At 70.7% G+C, this 21,822-nt stretch carries 12 protein-coding genes; all 12 read right to left on the bottom strand.

Annotated features, from left to right (window positions below; genetic code table 11):
• Positions 1 to 200: 200 nt before the first annotated feature.
• Positions 201 to 1,211 carry a lipase secretion chaperone gene (locus DIE04_RS17530; RefSeq protein ID WP_260426338.1) on the bottom strand — a complete coding sequence of 337 codons (1,011 nt, stop codon included), beginning with the start codon at positions 1,209 to 1,211 and terminating at the stop codon, positions 201 to 203.
• A gap of 18 nt (positions 1,212 to 1,229) precedes the next feature.
• On the bottom strand, positions 1,230 to 2,384 hold the full coding sequence (locus DIE04_RS17525) for a triacylglycerol lipase (RefSeq protein WP_124573153.1): 1,155 nt from the start codon (positions 2,382 to 2,384) through the stop codon (positions 1,230 to 1,232).
• On the bottom strand, positions 2,377 to 2,793 hold the full coding sequence (locus tag DIE04_RS17520; protein ID WP_124521297.1) for a DUF4345 domain-containing protein: 417 nt from the start codon (positions 2,791 to 2,793) through the stop codon (positions 2,377 to 2,379). Before DIE04_RS17520 ends, DIE04_RS17525 begins: the two co-directional genes overlap by 8 nt.
• Before the next feature lie 16 nt (positions 2,794 to 2,809).
• Positions 2,810 to 4,138 (bottom strand): hypothetical protein, encoded by a 1,329-nt coding sequence (locus DIE04_RS17515; RefSeq protein ID WP_124521299.1) that lies wholly within the window; start codon positions 4,136 to 4,138, stop codon positions 2,810 to 2,812.
• Positions 4,135 to 4,914 carry an outer membrane lipoprotein-sorting protein gene (locus DIE04_RS17510; protein WP_124521301.1) on the bottom strand — a complete coding sequence of 260 codons (780 nt, stop codon included), beginning with the start codon at positions 4,912 to 4,914 and terminating at the stop codon, positions 4,135 to 4,137. The genes DIE04_RS17515 and DIE04_RS17510 overlap by 4 nt, the downstream gene beginning before the upstream one ends.
• A 51-nt stretch (positions 4,915 to 4,965) precedes the next feature.
• A complete protein-coding gene (locus tag DIE04_RS17505) occupies positions 4,966 to 6,375 on the bottom strand; it encodes an ABC transporter permease (protein WP_124573151.1) in 1,410 nt (469 codons plus the stop codon).
• Positions 6,372 to 7,088, bottom strand: a complete 717-nt coding sequence (locus DIE04_RS17500) for an ABC transporter ATP-binding protein (protein ID WP_124487611.1) — start codon at positions 7,086 to 7,088, stop codon at positions 6,372 to 6,374. The genes DIE04_RS17505 and DIE04_RS17500 overlap by 4 nt, the downstream gene beginning before the upstream one ends.
• On the bottom strand, positions 7,085 to 8,470 hold the full coding sequence (locus DIE04_RS17495) for an NAD(P)/FAD-dependent oxidoreductase (protein WP_124521305.1): 1,386 nt from the start codon (positions 8,468 to 8,470) through the stop codon (positions 7,085 to 7,087). Before DIE04_RS17495 ends, DIE04_RS17500 begins: the two co-directional genes overlap by 4 nt.
• Positions 8,471 to 8,490: 20 nt before the next feature.
• Positions 8,491 to 12,690: a cytochrome P450 gene (locus DIE04_RS17490; protein WP_124573149.1), complete on the bottom strand. Its 4,200-nt coding sequence runs from the start codon at positions 12,688 to 12,690 to the stop codon at positions 8,491 to 8,493.
• On the bottom strand, positions 12,687 to 18,731 hold the full coding sequence (locus DIE04_RS17485; protein WP_124573147.1) for an SDR family oxidoreductase: 6,045 nt from the start codon (positions 18,729 to 18,731) through the stop codon (positions 12,687 to 12,689). Before DIE04_RS17485 ends, DIE04_RS17490 begins: the two co-directional genes overlap by 4 nt.
• Positions 18,732 to 18,806: 75 nt before the next feature.
• Complete coding sequence (locus DIE04_RS17480) at positions 18,807 to 20,411, bottom strand: acyltransferase domain-containing protein (protein ID WP_124487607.1); 1,605 nt, start codon at positions 20,409 to 20,411, stop codon at positions 18,807 to 18,809.
• The gene (locus DIE04_RS17475; RefSeq protein WP_124487606.1) at positions 20,393 to 21,820 is read right to left on the bottom strand and encodes a TolC family protein; all 1,428 of its coding nucleotides are present in this window, start codon (positions 21,818 to 21,820) and stop codon (positions 20,393 to 20,395) included. Before DIE04_RS17475 ends, DIE04_RS17480 begins: the two co-directional genes overlap by 19 nt.
• Between the last annotated feature and the right edge of the window lie 2 nt (positions 21,821 to 21,822).

Raw genomic sequence — 21,822 nt, 5'->3', positions numbered from 1 at the left:
CGATTTAAATCCCACCCATATAAAACGGATTGCGCAATGAATCATTGAAAACGGTGCATGAATGTCAATGCGCGGTAATGCGATTTACACTGGAAATTAAAATCATTCCCGAATCGAAAAGAATGCGGAAAGTGTGGGTTATCCCACACTTCTCCCTCGTCAGGTGAGCGCCGTGACGGCGTGCACGTCCGAGACGGGTGCTAGTGCGCCGATGCCGTGGCCCGGCCCGCGTCGAGCGATGCGGCCCGCAATGCGTCCGCCGGATCCGGGAAGTCGCGTTGCCGCAATTGCGCGAGCCGCGCATCGCGCGCGTCGGGCGCAAGCGGCTGCGCGTCGAGCCGGTCGCGTTCGGCCGCGTAATCGCGATAGCGTGCCCGCCACGCATCGTCGCCCTGCTGCATCCGCTCGACGCGCGCGGCGACTTCGGCGCCGAGCTGCGCACGCAGCGCATCGGGCGTCGCGCGCTGGCCGTCGAGCCGCGCGAGCGTTGCAAGCGCATCGCGTTGGCGCGCCGCGCGCTCGCGTGCGTCGCGCTCGTCCGGCGGCAACGCCTGATCGAGTGCGGCGAGGCGTGCGCGCTTCTGCGCGTCGTCGAGCGTCGGATCGCGCGCGATCCTGATCCGGTCGAGATCGCCGCGCTGCCGCCGCAATTCCGCGTCGAAGAACGGCGCGCTCCAGTCGCCGAGCCAGCGGCGCGCGAGCGCCGCACGCCGCTCGAGTTCGCCTGCGATGCCGTCCGGATCGAGACCGGCGCCTGCCGGCAGCGCGCCCGGCAGCGTGTCGAACGCGGCGATGCACGCGCGATAGCGCGGCCACAGATCGAGCGCATCGCGGCGGGCCGGCTCGCCGATCGGCTGCGATGCGATTTCGTGCGCGACCAGCGCATCGAGCGCCGCGGGCGTCAGGTCATGCTGCGCAAGCAAAAAGTAATCGAAGAATTCCCGCACCGCATGCGCGTGCGCGAGGCGCCCGCCGGGCCCGACCGGCAGGCGCGGCGCACGCGCGCCCGCGAGCGATGCCGGCAGCGTGACATCCGACACGGCAAGCACCGGCCGCGGCACCGCCGCACCGCTCGGCGCGGCGTGGCCGGGCGGCGCGGTATCCGTGGCGGCCACGGCAGCCGTCGACGCAGCCTGACGACCGAACGCGTGCCAAACGGCGGCCGCGGCGATCGCCCCGGTCGCGCCGTACAACACCGCGCGGGACAGCATGGTCCGGACCTCCATCGCTCAGGCGCCCTGCTGCTTCAGCCGGTTTGCCTGCACGCGCAGCGCGGCGACCGGGTCTTCCGCATAGGCGCCGCGAACGCCGAGCAGCTGGTTGATCGCGTCGAAGTGATTCCAGCGATAGCGCGTCGAAATCACCGTGCCGAACCGCGCACTGCAGGTCGACGTGAAACCGTCGTTCGGGCCGGCGCCGGCCAGCGCCATGACGTTGCCGGCCGTCAGGAACACGAGCGTCGAAGGATCCAGCACGTTCGCCGGATCGATGACCGGAATCACGCTGGTGTCGACCGCGCCGGTCACGATGCCGAGCAGCGACACCGGCTGATACGCGGCCCCGCTCCACGAGTACAGAAGATGCACGTTGGCGCCGATCGTCTCGATCGGTGCGCCGGTGCCGCACGCGCCGGCGCCGAGCCCCGGGCTCGGGAACAGCTGATTGAACTGCGCGGCACGGGGCGTGCTCAGCGCGTTGAGCGCGGCGATCGCATCCTGGTTCGTGTTGTGCGTGTCGCTGGTGAGGATCCCGAACAGGTTCAGCAGCGCACCGAATATCGGCGTCGACAGGCCGGTCGGGTCGAGCTTCAGCGCGCCCAGCACGAAATCGGCGAACTGCGAGCCGCGGTGCGGCGTCGCGATCGTCGTGACCGACGCGACGAGCGCGGGCGCGACCGACGCCACGTAGCGCGACGTCAGCCCGCCCTGGCTGTGGCCGATCAGGTTCACCCTGGCCGCGCCCGTGACCGCGAGCACCTGCTTGACGTACGCCAGCAACTGCTCGCCGCGCCCGTTCGGGCCGAGGTCGCCCTGGAAACCGGACAGGTCGGCGACGTAGACGGTCGCGCCATGCCGCTGAAGATCGGCCTGGATGCCGTACCAGTACGGCAGGACGCCGAAATAGTCGTCGGTCCCGGTCAACCCGTGCACGAGGACGATCGGATAGCGGGTCGCCGCGTAGTCGTCGACGGCCGTCTGCGCATCAGCCTGCACCGGGCCCAGCAGGACCCACGCGAGCAGGGCAATACGGGCGATGAACCGCGCGTACCCGATTGGCACGCAGCGTGCCGACACGGCGTGCAGGAACGCCACCGCGATGCCCCGCACGGCCGCGTCGGCGCCACGACGCGGCGCGATGCGCTGGTCGATGTCGATGTCATGCATTCGCGTGCTCCCCTGCGGCATGCGCGGCCACGCGCCGCTGCCATGCGATGAACAGCGGCGCGCCGACGACTTCGAGCGCCGTGAAACCGACGAACGGCGGCCACGGCAGCCCGAGCGCCGCGAGCGAAATCAGCCGCCCGATACCGCCGAGAAAGATCATCGTCCACAGCGTCGCGAACAGCCGCCCCTGATGCTCGATGCGCGGGATCACCGAAAACGCCGCGAGCCCGAGCCCGAGCCAGACGCCCGCATAGAAACGCAGGTTGCCGTCCAGCGTCGCGTCGGCCGGCAGCGCGATGCCGAGCGACGCGTACAGCGGATCGTGGATGCCCATCATGCCGAGCACCCCGGTGATCGTCGGAACCAGCGCAAGCACGGCGGTCGCCGCCTGAAGCGCGCGTTTGCTCATTCGAATTCTCCTTGCGTCATCGATAAAAAATGCCCAGCACCTGAACGCTCGTCGACTCCGGCATCGCGCCGAAGCGGCTCCACGACGGCCCGCCCTGATGCAGCCATTGCAGCGCGACGTCGAAGCGGTCGAAACGTCGCCGCAACTCGAGCCAGTATTGCCGGCCGCCGCCGAGATCGGCCTGCACGAAACCCGACAGGTCGAGGCGACGCACGCCGACATTACGCCACGCCGCCATCACGAACACGCCGTGACGGGTTTGCAGTTCCTGCGCGGCAATCGAGGTCTGCACCGCACGGCCCCATGCGAGCGGGTTCGCGCGCTGCAGCGACCGCCATTGCGCCGCGTTTGCGCCGCCGCCGTTGCTCTGGAATTCGGCGGTCAGCGACAGGTCGACCGGCAGCGTCCACGTCGCGCCCACCGATGAACTGGTGCGAAACGCACGATCGTCGGCCGCGCCGGTGGCACGCGCGATCAGCGAGCGCCGGTAGCCGCCCGTCCATTCGAGGTACGCGACCACCGAGTTGCCGAGCAGCACGCTCAGATTCTGGCCGAACTGCGGCGCCTGCCCGCTTTCGCCGTAGACGATCCATTGCGGCTGGATCGCCGCGGTGAGCCGCTGGCTCGCGACGAGCATCCAGCGGTCGACGCCGTTGGTGCGCTGCAGGTCGGACGACGCGGCCGGATCGCCCGGCAGGCTGCGGCGCTCGAGCCGCGGCGACAGCAGCGCCGCGAGCGAGCCCGAGTCCCACACCTGTTGTGCGCGCAGCCCGACCGTGCCGAGCCGGTTCGTGTGCCGGCTGTCCGGATCGGGCGGCACGTCGAGACTCACCGCCCCGGCCCGGAAGAAGTCGGTCGGGTTGTAGCCGATCGCCGCGCCGAGCCGCTCGTTCACGCGCCCCGCGTCGACCACGAACGCGGGGGACGCGCGCCAGCTCGCATACGCTTCCTTCACGAGCGTCACGTCGCGCGACGACGTGCGCGACGTGCCGAGCGGATCGAAGCGGTCGAAGCGCATCGAGAAATGCGCGGCGAACGACGGCGTCAGCCACTGGCCGTATTCGAACTCGATCGACAGCTGGTTGCGGCCGGCCTCGCCGCCGTCGCGATAGCGGCTCGTGCGCAGCGCGTCCTGCACGTTCAGCTTCCACGGCTTCGCGGTATCGGCGGGGGGCGCGGCCGGCTGGTCGGCCAGCGCGAGCGCCGCGGCATCGGCCGCGTCGACGCCGGCCGTGCCATCCGCCGCACCCGCTCCACCCTCCCCACCCGCATCCGCTGCATGTACGAGCGCGGGCAGCAGCACGAACGCGAGCGCCGCGATCCGGCCTCGGCGCCGCGCCGTCATTGCGCCTGGAAGCGGGACAGGTAGTCGCGCTGCAGCCATGCATCGGGAATGTCGCGCCACGCGTAGTCGGAGAAGCGCATGACCGTGACCCAGTTGCTGTCGAGCCCGTCGACGATGACGGTCTCGGTCGGCCGCTCGACGCCCAGTTGCATCGTGTAGCGGCGATAGAACGCGGTCTTCAGCAGCCGGTCGCTTTCCGAATAGAAGCGTGCCTTCAGCGGCCGGTTGTTCGCCGCGTCGATCCAGATCTCGATGCGCCGGTACGTGAGCCCGTCGCCGTGGCCGGCGAGCGCGAGCCGGTACGCGCGACGGGTCTGCCGGTCGCCGTCGACGATGTCCTCGACGCCCTTCAGCGCGGCCGTATAGTCGTGCGCGAGATTGACCGTCACGACGTCGCCGTTGGCGGCCTGGCCGAGCAGCCGCTGGTCCGGCGAGATCCGCACGCTGGCCTGGTTCACCGGATCGTAGAACCACAGGTCGTTGCCGTTCTTCAGCATCAGCTTGCCCGTGTCGCGCGCCGGCGCGACGAAGCGCACCAGCGTGCGGAACGCACCGCCGGGCGCGTCGGGCTTCGAATGGATCGACAGCGTATTGCCGTCGACCTGCTTGCCGGACCGGTACTCGACGAGCGTCGCGGTCAACACGAACGATTTCTCCGGCGTGCGGATCGCGTCGCTCGCGGCGAGCACCTTCTGCGGATCGGGCGCCGGCTGCGCAGGCGCGACGCCGGCCAGGAACGAAAGACTCAGACAGCATGAAACGAACAGGCGACGCACGGGCGCTCTCCCGAAAGTGAAGTGAACGAAAAACGCGGCAATCGGGCGACCTCACACGTGCCGCAGCGCATCGACGATCGACAGCCGCGCCGCATGCCGCGACGGCAGCCACGCGGACAGCCCGGCCACGCACGCGAGCCCGGCGAACGTGACGGCGATGGTTCGCCACTCGCCCCACACGCGCACCGTCAGCGCGACGGCGTCGATCCGCGCGGGCGGCGTCCAGGCCAGCCCGCTGCGATTGACGATCGCGGCAATGGCGAGCGCGACCAGCACGCCGAGCGACGCGCCGGCCACGCCGAGCAGCGCGCCCTCGCAGACGAACAGCGCCTGGATGCCGCCGCGCCGCATGCCCATCGCGCGCAGCGTGCCGATCTCGACGGTGCGCTCGATGATCGCGGTGCTCATCGTGTTGCTGATCACGAACAGCACGATCGCGCTGATCAGCACGAACACGAAACCGAAGATCACCGAGAACATCCGGTTGGTCTGGTCGTAGAACGGGTTCAGCGTCGCGAAATCGACGACGTCGAGCGCCTGCCCGTCGAAGCCGCCGTGCAGCAGCTCCTCGATGCGCGCCCGCGCCGCCGGCAGGTCGGCCGTGCGCGCGAGCTGGATCTCGATCGCGGTCGCGCGCGGCGCGGCGCCGCCGTAGACGAGCCGCTGCGCCTGCGGCAGTTGCACCGCGAGATACACGTCGTCGAGTTCCTTCACGCCCTGCTGGTCCGCCTTCACAACCGAGAAGCGGCCGACGTTCGGCGCGCCGCCCGCGCTCGCGGTCAGCACTTCGACATGGGGCGCGCCGTCGGCGGCCGGCCGCGTTCCGGCCTCGGCCTGTGCGAGCGCGAGCACGTCGGGCGGCGCGGTCGCAGCCGGGCCGTCGGCAGGCGGCTCGGCCGGGGCCGGCGGCGCATCGCGGCAATCCGGCACGCGCAGCGGGCCGCACAGGTGCAGCACGCGCGCGACGCCGAGGCCGACGATCGCCGCGTCGCCGGCGCTGCCGCGCAACGCGAATGTGCGCGGCTGCAGCGGGAACCCGTAGGCGTTCCATTGCTGCATCCGGTACTGGTCGTCCGCAATCGCGCCGAAGCCCATCACGGTGCGCGACACGCCGGCCGCGAAATTGCCGGCGATCCCGCCGAACTGCAGCGTCGGCGTGACGACCTGCAGCAGCGGCGCGAGCTGCGGGTCGTGCCGCAATCGTTCGATCAGCGCCGGGTAGCCGCGAATCCCGTACGCGGCCGGGTCGCCCGTGCCGTACAGGAAATAGCCCTGCCGCTGGATCTGCAGGTGGCCGCTGCGCTGCACGAAGTCGGTCTGCAGGCCGAGCGTGATGTCGCGGCTGAAGCCGCCGAACAACAGGATCGCGCTGACGCCGACGATCATCGCGAGCAGCGTGGTGAGCGAGCGCCGGCGGTTGCGCTGCAGGTTGCGCAGCGCGAGCATCAGCGTATGGGTCATCGGTACACCTCCTGCGTCGCCGTGTCGTCGCCGGCCCGCTCGTGGCCGACGATGCGGCCGTCGAGAATCCGGATCACGGCGTCGGCCACCTTCACCACCTCCGGATCGTGCGACGACACGATGAACGACACGTCGCGCTCGCGCTGGATCGCGCGCATCAACGCGATGATCGCGTGCCCGGTCGCGCTGTCGAGGTTCGCGGTGGGTTCGTCCGCGAGGACCATCGCGGGCTCGGCCGCGAGCGCACGCGCGATCGCGACGCGCTGGCGCTGGCCGCCCGACAGCTGGCTCGGCCGGTGCCGCGCCTTGTCGGCCAGGCCGACCGCGTCGAGCAGGTCGCGCACCCGCGCCGCGCGCCGCGCGGGTAACCAGCCCGCCATCAGCAGCGGATACTCGACGTTCTCGTACGCGGACAGCACCGGCAGCAGGTTGAAGGTCTGGAACACGTGGCCGACATGGCGCGCGCGAAAATCCGACAGCGCATCGTCCGACAGCGACGCCGTGTCGTGACCGGCGATCATCACGCGCCCGCTGTCGGGGCGGTCGATGCAGCCGATCAGGTTCAGCAGCGTCGTCTTGCCGCTGCCCGACGGGCCGCTCAGCACGGTGAAGCGGCCCGCGTCGAGCGTCGCCGACACGTCGGCGAGCCCGGTCACGCGCACGCTGTCGAGCAGGTAGGTCTTCGACAGGTGTTCGACATGCACGAGGCTCACGACGCACCTCCCGCGCGCACCGCGTGCGCCGGCGCCACCTTCGATGCGTCCGCGCCCGCACCGCCGGGCACGGCCGGCAACCCGCGTATCAGCCGCCGCAGCTGCAGCCGGTACGCGAAATGCTCGACCTCGATCACGTGCCGCGGCGTGCGATGGAACGCGATGCCGCCGCTCCAGTCCGAGCGGCCGCGCCGGATCAGCCGGTCGATGCGCGCGGCCTTGCGCGGCGCCGCGTCGCGCGCATGCAGGTAGCGGGCGAGCAGCTGCGCCTGGTAGTCCATCAACGGCCAGTTGCCGGTCGAGGTCTGGAACAGCCCGATGAAGAACAGGTCGCGATGCTGCGCGTCGAACAGGTTCAGGTACAGCGACGGCTGCTGCTTGCGCCATTGCAGGTGCGCCTGTTCGATGAACGGGAAGCTCGGCTGGTAGCCGGTCGCGTACACGATCACGTCGATCGCCTCCTCGCTGCCGTCGACGAACACGACGCGATCGCCCTTCAGTTCGCGCACGTCCGGCCGCGCGGCGAGGTCGCCATGGCCGAGGTGATAGAACAGCGTCGAATTGATGATGAAATGCGATTCGAACAGCTTGTGGTCCGGCTTGCGCAGCCCGTAGTGTTCGGGTTGCCCGGCCGTCGTCAGGCGCAGCAGCCGCTCGCCGAAAAAACGCCGCGCCCACAGCGGCATGCGCAGCCGCAGCGGCCATTCCGCCCACTCGTCCGCCGGCATTCCGAACAGGAATTTCGGCCAGTAGTAGTACCCGCGGCGCGTGCTGTGGAAGACCGCGCGCGCACGATGCGAAGCCTCGACCGCGATGTCGCAGCCGGAATTGCCGGCGCCGACCACGAGCACGCGCTTGCCGTCGAAGATCTCCGGCGTGCGGTACTGCGACGAATGCAGCTGCAGCCCGTCGAACCGCCCCGGATAGTCGGGCAGTTGCGGATGCGACAGGTGGCCGTTGCAGACGATCACGCCGCGATAGGTCCGCACCTCGCCGCGATCCAGTTCCACGCGCCACTGCGTGCCGCCCTGCACCGGTGCGATCTCGAGCACCGAGCGGCCGAACTCGATCCGGTCGTACACGCCGAAGCGCCGCGCGTACGCGCGCAGATACGCGAGTGCCTGGTCGCCGCGTGCATAGGTCGGATAGTCGTCGGGAATCGGAAAGTCGGTGTACTCGGAAAACCGCTTCGAGCTGATCATGTGGATCGAGCGATACACCGCGCCGCTCGGGCGGCCGTAGTACCAGTTGCCGCCGACGTCGTCCTCGCGCTCGATCACGTCGAAGCCGATGCCGGCCGCGAGCAGGTTCTTCGCGGCGGTGATGCCCGCCGCGCCCGCGCCGATGATGCAGTACCGCGCGCCGTCGTTGCGCTCCGTCATGGTGAACCTCCTCTTCCCGTTCAAGTAGCCGACGCCGTCACGGCTTGCGTGTCGGTCGCGCCGGCGAGCCGCGCGTCGTACAGGTCTGCGATCGATGCGCCCGCGCGATCCGCGATCGCGAAGCGATCGTCCGGATAGCGCAGCAGCATGTCGGCGTCGCCCGCGTGCGCGGAGCCGAACACGATGCGGCCGATGCGCCATGCGTGCGGCGGCTCGCCGTCGGCGGGCCACGCGCCGAGCAGCACGCGCAGCACGTTTTCCAGGTGATTGACCGGCAGCCACAGCTGCGGACACGGCACGCGCCCTGCATCACCCTGCACACCCTGTACACCCCACAGCGCGGCGGGGTCGGCGGCCTTCGCCTGCGCGATGCCGCCGCTCCATCGGGCCTCGGGCAACAAGTCGTCGCGCCAGCTCGCGCGTGCGGACCGCCGGGCCGGGCCGTCCTCCGTCTCGCGCGGCAGCGCGACGGTCGTGCCGCCGGGTGGATGACTGCGGTACACGAACGTCGCATCGAGCAGCACGCGGGCGGCAAGCGACGCGCAGCGCACCGTCACGTGCCAGCCGTCGTCCACCGTGCGGCCGCTCACGTCGGTGTCGAGCGCGAGATCGCCATGGCCGTCGAGCGCGTCGGCGAGCGCGTCGAGCGCGATCGTGATGTCGACGGCTTCCTGCAGGCAGGCCCGCTCGCCGCCGGGCGGCGCGACCCAGTCGGCCACGACGCGCGCGTGCTCGAGCAGCAGCGACGCCGGCACGGCCGCGCGGCCGTCGACGCGGAAGGCATGCGTGTACGGTGCGCCGGCCGTGCGATAGCGCGTCGAGAAGCAAGCGAACGGCCGGAAGCGTCGCGGCGCGCCCGCGTGATGCCGGCGCGTCGCGAGTTCGCCGAGGTTCGGCAAGCCTTCCACCGCGTCGAACCCGCGCAGCTGGATCGGCGTCAGTGCGCGGCCGACCGCGCCCATGTACATCGGCTCGCCGCTGCCGGATGTCGCTGAATTCGCTGGATTCGCGAGTTCCGCGAGCCAGTGGCGCACGCCTTCGTCGATTCGCATCGGCGTTACGTAGCGCCGCGTGACGGCGAGGTTCGTGATCATCCCGACACCGTCCCAGGTCGGCCACGCGATCGTCTTCACGACGCGCTCGCCGGCGTCGCGCCGCGCCCACCAGCCGAGCCGCGCCAGCGCCTCGTTCGCGGCCGCATAGTCGGTCTCGCCTGTCATTCCGCCCCAGCGGCCGGTCAGCGAGCCGACGTTGACGAAACAGTCGACGCGCGGCCGGTTGCGCACCGCCGCGTAGAGATTGAGAAAGCCGAGCACCTTCACGCGCGCGATGCCGATGAACTCGTCGGCGCGCTTGCGCGGCAAGCGCACCGGCTGATCGATGCCCGCGTTGTGGATCACGGCGCGCAGCCGGTCGCCGAATGCGTCGCACAGCGTGCGCACGGCCTCCGCGTCGGTCACGTCGCATACGCGGTAGTGCACCGGCAGGCCGAGCGCGGCCACGGCGTCGAGCGACGCCTTCAGGTCGCGCCGGCGTTCGAGCTGCCGCAGCGCATCCCGGATCGCCTTCGGCGATCGCCCGGGCGTCGCCTGGCGCAGTTGCTCGAGCCCGTAGCGCTTGAAGCCCGCGTCGTCGAGCGCGAGCCACGGCTCGTCGCCGGCGGGCAACGCATCGCGCCCGGTGACGACCACCGTGCAGCGATGGCGTTTTGCCAGCGCGCACGCGGCCAGGAAACCGATGCCGCGCGCGCCGCCCGAGAACAGCACGACGTCGTCGGGCGCCCAGTCGGGCGCCGCGTCGGCCGGCAGATCGTCGCGGGTCGCGACGAGCGTATGGCGGCGTCCGCCGCGGTGGCCGACCTCGAAGCGTCCCCAGCGGTACAGTTCGCGCGCGACCAGCTGGTCGACGCGCCCCGTTTCGTCGGGCGCGATGTCGAGCACGCGCACGTTGCAGTTCGGCAGTTCCTGCGGCAGCGTCTTCGCGAGGCCGGCCCACAGTCCGCCGAGCGGCTGCACGAGCGGGCCGTGGCCATGGCCCATCAGGCCGTCCTGCCAGGTGAGCGCCAGATAGAACAGCCGCGACGTCGATTCTTCCTGCGACCAGTCGCCGTAGCACGCCTGCAGCAGTGCGACCGTACGGCGCAGCGGCGCTTCCCATTGATCGCGCGCGTCGAGCGAGAACTGCGCTTCGATGCCGAGATCGACGATCCCGTCGAACGGCCCCGACTGCGCGGCGAACGCGCTCGCGGCGGCTGCCGGATCGACGCCGTCGGCCGGCGCGAACACGCCCGGTTTCGCACAGGCGCGCGTAAGAGTCGCCACCACGCGCTCGACCGTGCGACCGCGGCCGTTGACGATCGCGATCCGCTTGCCGCTCAGCTCGGCCGCCGGCAGGTCGGGCAGCGGCTCGATCTCGACCGGCCGCCAGGTGAAGCGGTGCGTCGGCGTGGCGTCGGTACGCTGAGGCGCGTCGTCCGCGATCGCGTCGCGTTGCAGAAAGGCCAGCACGTCCGGCGCCAGCGTAGGGCCGGCGGAATGAACGGGCGTGGGTGATGCCGCGCTCGCCGGTTGCTCGGCACCGGGTGTCGGTGTCGGTGTCGGCGTTGGCGTTGGCGTTGACGCTGGCGTCGGCGTCGGCGTTGGCGTTGGCGTTGGCGTTGGCGTTGGCGTTGGCGTTGGCGTTGGCGTTGGCGTTGGCGTTGGCGTTGGCGTTGGCGTTGGCGTTGGCGTTGGCGTTGGCGTTGGCGACAGCGATGGTGACGGCAACGGCAACGACGTAGCCCCCAGCGCTTGCGTGCCCGTAAACGGACACACCGATGTCCTGACAGCCGGCGCGCTTGCATCCCCCCCGGCCTGCCCCGCGGACACCCGCTCGCGCAAGCGCGGCTTCGCGATCAACCGGATCCCGTCGCGCGGACGCAGCGAGATCGTCGCGCCGGTGTCGAGCGAATGACCGGGCACCGCGCTCAGGTCGACATGCTGCGCCACCACCGCGATCAGCACGCGCATCTGCAGCAACGCGGTCTGATAGCCGATGCATTTGCGCATCCCGCCGCCGAACGGAAAGTACGCGTACCTGTGGCGCTCCGGCGCATGCGATCCGAAGTTCTCCGGATCGAACGCGTCGGGGTTCGCCCACAGCGCCGGATGACGATGCGTGACGTACGGCGACATGAACACCGACGAGCCGGCCGGCACGTGATAACCGCCGATCTCGTCGTCGTCGACCAGATCGCGCGTGAAGCCCCAGATCGGCGGGTACAGGCGCAGGATCTCGTCGACGGTCTGCGCGAGGTACGGCAGGCGTTCGAGATCCGCCGCATCGGGCGCGCGGCCGCCGAGCACCGCATCGAGCTCCTCGCGCAAACGGCGCAACACCTGCGGATGCTGCGCGAGCGCATAGAGCCCCCACGCCATCCCGCTGCCGGTGGTTTCGTGGCCGGCGAGAAACACGGTCATCACCTCGTCGTGCACCTCGCGCTCGGTCAGCGGCGCGCCCGTGTCCGGGTCGCGCGCGGCGAGCAGCAGCGAGATCACGTCGCTCGTGTCGCAGCGCCCCGCGCGATGCTCGGTGACGATCGCGTCCACGATCGTGTCGATCCCGCGGCGTGCGTGCGCGATCCGGCGATTGAACGGCGTCGGCATCCAGCGCGGCACGAAATCGTTCAGGTTGCCCTGCGGCATCATCGCCGCGATGCCGAAGCGCACGGCCGGCCCGACGTCGTCCGCATGCCGCGAGATGTCCGCGTTGAACAGCATCAGCCCGAGCATGCGCAGGCTCACGCGCATCATTTCCTCGACGGCGTCGAACGGCGCATGCGCCGGCCGCTTCAGCCACGCCTCGACGAGCGCGAGCGCCGCAGCGCCGACCGCGGCCGTGTGCGACTCGACCTGCTTGCGGTGAAACAGCGGCTGCACCACGCGACGGTGACGCCGCCAGAATTCGCCGTCGGTCGTCAGCAGGCCGTCGCCGAAGAACATCTTGAAGTTGTCGTAGAAGCGGCCGCGCACGTAGTTGCGGTGGTTGTCCTGCAGCACGTGCTGCACGCCGTCGGGATGCGCGAGCGCGTGCGTGAGGAACGGGCCGAGACGGTTGCGCGCGATGTCACCGTACTGCTGCTGCAGCTTCAGCAGCATCGTGACGGGATTGCGCTTGTACGCCGCGAGGTTGCCCATCACGACGCTGCCGCGCGGGCCGGGCGCGAGTCGCTTCATGCTCATGCGGACACCTGTTCGGAAGGCGCGCGCCCGGCCAGTTGCGCGTCGATCTCGCCGCGCGCGGCGAACGCGCCGGTCACGCGATGCACGTAGCCGATCACGATGCCCGTCACGTCGCGCATCTGCATCAGGATCCTGCCGTCCGGGCGCACCGCGACGAACCGGTTGCCGCTGCTCGCCGGCCCTTCCAGCGCGAACGCGCGCGGGCTCACGCGCAGCGCGATCGACGTGTGGCGGCTCGCCAGCTCGCAGTCGTTGCCGGCTTCGTAGATATCGATGCGGCCGATCGACATCGGCGCCGCGAGCGGAATGTAGTCGCCGGCGACGTGATCGAGCGCGGCCACGCGCGCGAGCCCGTCCAGCAGGATGCTCGGCACCACGAAGCGCGAGAACACCGGGTCGCCGTCCGGCACGTTCAGCCGGAAGCGCGCCTGCTTGCCCGCGTCGCTCATGCCGGTGTCGGTCGTCGACACGAACATGCCGGTCAGCCGCACCGGCGCCGCATCGAAGTGATACGGATCGGCGACGGGCGTGAACGTCGCCATTGCCGGTTCGTGCCACACCGGCGCCGGCGCGTAGGCGTCGGCCAGGCGCACGGTGATCTCGAAGTGCGGCTTGTCGCGCACGAGCACCTGCCCGCCCGGCGCCAGCACGTCGCCGGAAATCCGCACGCGCACGTGCACCGCGTCGCCGTCGCGCGACGCGATCCGCGCGTGGATGCGCTTCACGCTCGGCCGCTTCGCGTCGTACACACGCAGGAAGTGCAGGAATGCCGCGTCCGCGAAGCCGACGACCTTGAGCCCCGGCACGAGCCGCAGCGCGGCCTCGGCGGCCACTTCGGGCACGAAGGTTCCCGGCAGCGTCGGAAAGCCGTTGACGACGTGATGCTGCAGGTACGCGTCGCGCTCGAGGTCGAACACGCGCTCGAACGTCACGCTGTCGTCGGTCCGCGCGCGTTCCGCGCCGAGATAGAAATCGGGATCGCGCGACGCGGCGACGGCGGCCGGCGCGCCTTCGTCGAGGTCGAAGTAACCCGGCAGGTGCGTTTCGATCGCGCGTCGCTCGGCGTCGCCGAGATGCACGGACATCGCCGCGCGCTCGCCGAGCCCGAGTTCGCGCATGAAGTGATGCTGCCCCTCCGCGGTGCGCATGCTCGTGAACAGCCCGCTCTTCTCGAGAAACGCGCGCGTGACCGGGTTCGCGCCGAGCCCGACCGAGCGCCACAGCGTCCAGCCGATCGTGAATTCGTCGTGACCGAGCACCGCGCGGTGATACGACGCCTGCGTGTTCAGGAAGTCGTTGCCCGACGCGTAGTCGGTTTCGCCCGCCTGCCCGGTCAGCCCGATGAACGAGCCGAAGTTGCACCACAGGCGCGGCTGCCGCGCGCCGAACGCGCGGCGTAGGTTCCAGTAGCCGCGTACCTTGATGTCGCGCACCGCGACGAAATCGTCCAGCGACTTCACGCGCACCGATGCCGAACGGTTCAGTCCGGCCGCGTTGACCAGCAGGTCGACGCGCGGCTCGCGCGCGAGAATCGTGTCGATGGCCGTCTTCACGCTGTCGGGGTCGAGCACGTCGGCGCGCAAGTAGGTCACGCGGTGCGCGCCGCAGAACGCGCGCATCGCCTCGATGTTCATGCAGGCCGTGCGCGCGTCGGCACGCCGCTCGAAGGCGCGGATGATCTCGGGCAACGACCGTTGCGGATGCAGCGCCTTCTGCTGGCGGATGTAGTCCGGACGGCTCTTCGCGAACGTTTCGTCATCCATAGCGAGCAGTTCCGCGTCGATCGCGTCCAGCGCGCTGCTGCCGATCAGGTACAGCGTCGGGCGCACCTGTGCGGCGAGCGTCTTCATCAGCTCGCCGGTGATCCCGCGCGCACCGCCGACCGCGACCACGACCGAATCCTGGCCGAGCGACAGCCGCTCGTCCGCGCGCAGTTCACCCGCGTCCGCGATCACGCGCGGCGTGCGGCGCCGTCCGGCGCCCAGCGCGACGACCGGCAGCCAGTGACGGGCGCCGCTTTCCCGCTCCGCGTCGCGCAGCGCGTCCGGCAGCGCGCGCGCATCGGTCAGCACGGCAACCGGGCGCGCTTCCGGCATCTCGATCGCCAGCGCCTTCACGAGGCCCGTGAACAGGCCGGCATCCGGATGCGGCACGTCGCCCGTGAGCGCGTCGAGCAGCAATACGATCAAGCTGCCGTCGCGCTCGAGTGCCGCATGGCAGCGCTTGATCGCGAGAAACGCCAGGTCGTGCAGCGCGAGCCGCGCGGGAGCGGCCGGCGCTGCTGCGCCCGGTGCGAGCGTGCCGGCGTCGAGCGACGTGAGCACGCGCACGTGGCCGATGTCGTCGGGCAGGAAGTCGAGCGCCGCCGCGTCGATCCGCTCGATCCAGTGCCAGCCCGGCCGGTGCGTGGCGAACGGCCGCGTCGACAGCACCACGCAGCCGGGGCCCGCACCGCCCTGTGTGGCTTGTGCGGCCAGCGCCTCCGGCATGTCGGTCACGATCACGCAGCGCGGCGCGATGAACGGTGTTGACCGGCCCGCGGGCCGCCACGGCGCGTCGCGCCATTCGATCCGGTAACGCGCGACGCCGAGCGGCTCGCCGTCGGCCGCGACGCCGGTCCGGCGCAGCGGGCCGGGTATCAGGGTGCCGGGTTCAACGGGTGCGGTCGCCGCGGTTGTCGATGCGGCCGGTTCCGCGGTCGCGGCGGCCGGCGCCGTCGCATGGGCAGGCGGCACACGCAGCGCGTCGCGATGCGGCTCGTGCGGCGTGGTCCCGTGCGGGCCGGCCGGCTCACATGCAACGTGCAGCGCGTAGCGCGCGCGGTCGCCGCCGCCGTCGCGCGTGAGCGTCGTGCCGGCATCGCGCGCGATGATTGCGCGCAGCACGTCGATCGCCGAGTCGGCCCCCGCATACGTGACCGCGCGGCCCGTCGCATCGCATGGCGCAGCCGGTTCGACAGCAGCCCTCGCGTCGCCGCCGCCCACTACCGCGAGCACCGACAGCCCTTCGGCCTGCGCACGCCGCACCGTCGTGACGGCGAACAGCACGATGCCCTCCGCGAGCGGCAGCCCGAACGCGGGCCGCACCTCTTCCGCCGAGTTGCCGTTGATGCCGCCGACGATCGCCATGTCGAGTTCGCCGCTGCACAGGAAACGCTCGGCCGCCTCGAATGCCGCGAGCGTCGACGCGTGGCCCGCATCGACCGTCATGTTCATTCCGTGCAGGTCGTGATAGTTCGCGACGCGCGCCGGGATCACGTTCGGCATCATTCCCGGGAACGAATTCTCGGTCGTCGGCGCGACGAGTTGCTTCGTCGCCTCGCGCAAGCCGTCCAGCACGCGTTCGGTCGCCGCGCGTTGGTCCGGCCGCGTCGCGTCGAGCACCGCGGCCGCGATGTCGTCGAGATAGCAGCGGCTCGCGTAGAGCGCCGCATTGCGCGTGGGCCCCATGTGCCCCATCACGAGTCCGATCGTGTCCGCATGCGCGTGCCAGAACGTGCCGAGGCGTTCGCGCAGGTCGTGCGCGGCGTCGAGCGCCATCAGCTGGCAGCGATCGAGCGCGCGCAGCACCGCCGGCGGCATCTTCACGCGCGCGAAGCTCGGCAGCGGGTAGCCGGTTCCGAAGCTCGCGTCGGGCGCACGGCCTTCGCCGCGCAGCCACGCGGCGACCTGGGCGTCGCCGTCGAGGCCCGGAAACTTCGCGGACCAGCCGACGATCGCGAGCGGCTCGCGCTCGAACCGTCCGCTCGCCTCGCCGGCAGGCAGATCCGCGCGGTATTCCGACACGATCAGGTGACCGTTCGTACCGCCGAAGCCGAACCCGGACACCGCCGCGACGCGTGCCGATTCACGCCGGACCGGCCACGATACCGGCGCCACCGGAATCCGCAGGTTCGTGCCGGCGATGTCGAACTCAGGCGGCGGCTCGCTGAAGCGGTGCTGCGGCGGGATCACCTGATGGCGCAACCCGAGCAGCACCTGGATCACCGACACGACGCCGGCCGCCCACCCCGTATGCCCGACCAGCGACTTGTTCGACGTCACCTGCACCGGACGGTCGCGCCGGATCGCGTCGCGCAGGCTCTGGAATTCCGCGAGATCGCCGGCCGGCGTGCCCGTTGCATGCGCAACGACCCAGTCGACGTCGGCCGGCACCGTCGCGGTGCGCGCATACGCGCGGTCGATCGCGATGCGCTGGCCGGCCGAATTCGGCGCGTAGATCGCCTTGCCCTTGCCGTCGGACGACGAGCCGAACGATTTCAGCACGCCGAGGATGCGGTCGCCGTCCGCACGCGCCCGCGCGACGCGCTTCAGGATCACGACGCCCGCGCCGTCCGCGAACAGCACGCCGTCGCAGTCGCGATCGAGCGGCCGCACCTCGCCGCTGCGCGACAGCCCGTGCAGCTTCGAGAACAGGACCGAGCCGCGCGGCGCGAGCGCGAATGCGCCGCCGCACGCAACCACGTCCTGCTTGCCGAGCAGCAGCGCCTTGATCCCGAGATCGATCGAATACAGCGACGATGAACACGCGGTGTCGACCATCATGCATTGCGCGTCGTCCGGCAGCACGCCTTGCATCGCGTTCAGGCCGACCCGGTGCGGGAAGAACGACGCGAGATCGCCGGCGCCGCGCGCATAACGCGCGCTCAGCACCGCATCGATCGCGGCCACGCGCCGCTCGCGCTCGGCCGCGTCCACGCCTGCCTCGATCAGCACCGCGTTCAGGCGTTCGCGCGCGGCGGCCAGCACCATCCCCTCCTCGAGATGCTGGCTGCCGTCCGCCGTGTAGCCGACGAGGAACGCCACGCGATCGGCGTCACGCAGCGTCACGCCGTCGAGCGACTGGCACAGTGCGTGACGCAGCCACAGCGTCGTCAGCTCATGCGGCGCGGTACCCGCGTCGAGTTCGGCGCGCACCGTCGGGCACGGCTCGAACTGCTCGATGAAGACCGAGCGCGACTGATAGCTCTTGTCCTCGGCCGACGTGTCGGGCGAATAGAACGAGCGGTAATCCCAGCGATCCGGCGGCACGTTGCCGAACAGTTCGGGGCCGTCGAGCAGCGCGCGCCAGAACGCGTCCGGATCGCTCGCGCCAGGCAACGCGAGACCCATGCCGACCACGGCGATGTCGTCGCTGTCCGGCGCGTCGTCCGGTGGCGCGGCGGGACCATCGGCCCGCTGCGCGTTCACGGAGACGGGCGGCGCCGCGGCCGGCGCCGCCTCGCCCGCGCCCTCGGCACGCGCCGCGCCCGCCCATTCCGCGCGCGGCGACAACCCTTCGCTGCACAGCGACAGCCCGCCGTCCGCGACGACCACCTGCCCCGTGATCCAGCGCGCCGCATCCGACGCGAGAAACACGACGAGATCGGCGAGGTCCTCCGCGCGTGCGAGCCGCTTCAGCGGCGTCGCCGCGATGCTCGAGCGCTTCGTGTTCTCCGGGTCCGGAAACTGCGCGGCGACGTCGCCGTCGATCAGCGTCGACGACGCGCCGTTCACGCGAATGTCGCGCCCCGCGTACTCGACCGCGAGATAGCGCGTCAGCGATTCGAGCGCTGCCTTCGCGGTGCCGACGACCAGATAGTTCGCCGGCACGAGCGTCGCGCCCACCGACGACACGTTGACGATCGCGCCGCCGCCCGAGCGCGCCATCAACGCCGCGGCGCGGCGCGCGCACCAGAACGCGCCCTTCAGGTTGGTGTCTAGCGCGCGATCGAAATGCTCGGCGCCGATCTCGTCGACGCCCAGCAGCGCGCCGGACGCCGCATTGTTGACGAGCACGTCGAGCCGGCCGTAGCGCCGTTCGATCTCGTCGAACATCCGGTCGACCTGCGCCTGCTGCGCGACCGACGCGCGGATCACGTCGACCGTCGCGCCGAGCGCGCGCAGTTCGTCGGCCGTCTGCTTCGACGCGTCGAGCGAGTGGAAGAAATTCAGGATCACGTGCGCGCCCTGCTCGGCGAAACGCCTGCAGATCGCCTTGCCCACGTTTTTCGCACCGCCCGTCACGAGAACGAGCTTGCCGCGCATGCTGGTATTCGACATGGATCGCCTGCCTATCGAGAACTTGTCATTACGGGCAGGGCCCCCCCTGCCGATCAACGTTTCAGCCCACGGCCGTCAGGCGAGCGCCTTCCCCTGGTTCTCGTAGACGAAATCGACGATCTGCCCCATCGCCTTGAAATCGCCGCTGCGGAAATTGGCCGGCAGCGGCGGCAGCGCGTAGCGCGCGGTGATGCGCTGGATGATCTCGGTCTGCTTGACCGAATCGATGCCGAGCTCGGCTTCGAGCTCGATCGTTTCGGAGAACACCTCGGCCGGATACTCCATCGCTTGCGCGTAGATATCGACGAGCTCCGTGAACAGCCGCTCGCGCGGCACGTGGGCGGGCTTCGCCGGGGCGAGCGGCTCGTGCGGCGCCGACGGCGACGGCACCGCCGTCAGGGTCGGCGCGGCCACGGCCACGGCTGCCAGGCGCGGCGCGGACGCGCCGCGCGGCTCGGCCTGCGGTGCCAATGCGGCGAGCGTCGGTGCCGCGACCGGCGCGGCGCCGGCCGGCGCCGTGCTCGCCGCATCGAACGCGTGACGCAGCTCGCCCTTGAGCCAGTCGACGATGTGCGGTCCGCGCGCATGCCAGAACGCGTCGAACCCGGAGCCGGCGTTGCCGATGCGAATATCGTCCTTCATGATGCTGTCCTCCTGGAAATAACGGGTGATGGTCGTGACGACGCTCGATTCCTCGGTCGCGTTCGACGGGCCGCCGAACGTCCTGACCGTGCCGGGCCCCGCGATGCGCACGACGATGCGCGCCAACGCGTTGAGCGCGCCGCATTCGACGTAGCGCCCGATGCCGTCCGCGCACGCCGCGCGAATCGCATCGGCGAACCGCACCGGCAGCACGAAATGCGACGCGAGCCGCGCGCCCGGATCGTCGGCGCCGCTGTAGCGGCGGCCGAGGATCGGCGAATACACCGGAATCGCGAGCGGGCCGTGCCGATACGCGGCGAGCCGCGCGGCGAACTGTTCGCGCGCGCCGGCCAGATCGGTGTGATGAAATCCATACGGAGACCTGAGCGTCTGTGCGGTCACGCCGCGTGCCGCGCATGCCGCGACGAAGCGCTCCAGCGCGTCGCGCGGGCCGGACACGACGGTCTGCGACGAATGGTTCTCGACCGCGACGCACACGTTGCGCACCGCGTGCGTGACGGCGCTCGCGTCGATCAGCTCGCGCGTCGCGTCGGCACCCGTCGAGATCGCGGCCATCATCCCATCGGCCGGCGCCGCCGCCTGCAACGACGCAATCCGGTCGCAGACGATCCGCGCGCCTTGCTCGATCGAATACATGCCGCCGCACACCAGCGCCGCGATCTCGCCGAAGCTGTGTCCGATCAGCACGTCGGGCGTCACGCCGCGCTCGCGCAGCACGCCGAACATCCCGACCGACGCGCCGTAAATCCCGAGCTGCAGCAAATCGGGCGCTTCGTGCAGCCAGACGTCGAGCCCGGCATCGTCACGCCACAGCGCACCCGTCAGCGGGCGGCCGAGGCGCTCGCTCGCGACCGCGTCGAGCATGTCGAGCGTCAGCCGCACACTCGAGTGTTCGCGGCCCAGCTGCCGCAGCGCGCCCGCATAAAACGCGCCCTGTCCCGGGAACAGGAACGCGCAGCCGCGCGCTTGCGCGCCGCTCGCGTCCGGCCCGGCGCCGTTCAGCCCGCGTCGTTCCATAATCCCAACCTCCCGAGGCTCTCGGCCAGTTTCAGTCTCGCGATCCGCCACTTCGACACCGCGAGCACACGCTGCCGGCGCGCATCCGCGAGCGCCGACTGCGCGTTCAGCAATTCCGTGAACGTGCCGACGCCGGCCTTGTAGCGGCCACGTGCGATGTCGAGCGAATGCAGCGCGGTATCGAGCAGATGCCGCGAGTTGTCCAGGTTCGTCGTATCGGTCTGCAGGCTCTGGTAGCTCTTCCATACGTCGAGCGACACCTTCAGTTCGGTATTGCGCACGTCGGCTTCCTGTGCGTCCGCCTGCGCCTTCGCTTGCGCGACCCGGTAGCCCGACGCGAACCCTTCGAACAGCGGAATCGAGACCTGGATGCCGATCGAGTTGCTGTGACTGCTCTGCAACTGGAGAAACGACGCCTGCTGCTGGTAGGACGGGTTGTTGCGCGCGAGGCTGCCCGTCAGCGAGATCGTCGGCAACGACTGCGCGCGCACCGCCCGCACCTCGTCGCGCGCCGCTTCGAGCTTTTCGCGCGCGGCGATCAGCTTCGGGTGATGGCGCTTCGCTTCGGCGATCAGGTCGGCGACACCGCGCGTGAAGTCGTCGCGATCGGGCGACGGTTCCGCGTCGGCGATGCGCAGCGGCGTATCGGCGTCGGCGCCCAGCGTCGTCGCGAGCGTGCCGATCGCGCTCTGCAGGTCGCCCTCCGCGCTCACGCGATCGAGCAGCGCCTTGCGGTAGGTGGTCTGCGCCTGCAATGCGTCGCCGAGCGTGCCCGCGCCGCCGTCGTGCCGCGCGCTCGCCTCGGCGAGGCTCTCCTGCGCCGCGTGCTCGACCGCCTGCGCGGCGGCGAGTGCCGCCTGCGCGTCGCGCAGCGCATAGAACGCCTGCGCCGCGTCGTAGAAGACACTCTGCAGCGCATCGTCGTGCGCCGCGTTGGCCGCGCGCAGCAGCGCGCGCGCACGGTCGAGCGTCGCGCCGCGCTTGCCGAAATCGAACAGCACCCAGCTCAGGTTGAGCATGCCGTAGCGGCTGGTGCTGCGCTGGTCCTGCGAATAGCCGCCGCTGTAGTTCGTCGTCAGGTTGTCGCGCTCGACACCCGCCGTCGCATTGAGCGTCGGCCAGTACGCGGCCTTCGACACGCCGACCTCGGCCGCCGCCGCGCGCGCATCCGACCATGTCCGGCTCAGTTGCGGATGCGAGCAGATCGCCAGCAGGATCGCGTCCTCGAGCGCGAGCGGCCGCGCGTCGACAGGCTGTGCGCCGCACGCGGTGGCCGACGCCATCGACCCGGCCGGCGTGGCCGCGACGTCATTGCGCGTGCCGTACACGTCGAGCAGCTGCGCACGTGCCGGCGGCGCGGACCCCGCGAGCGCGACGACGGCCAGCACGGTAGCGAGGGGACGCTTCATCG

The organism is Burkholderia sp. Bp8994 (assembly GCF_003853805.1).
Classification (GTDB): Bacteria; Pseudomonadota; Gammaproteobacteria; order Burkholderiales; family Burkholderiaceae; genus Burkholderia.
This window is presented reverse-complemented; position numbering and strand designations above follow the sequence as displayed.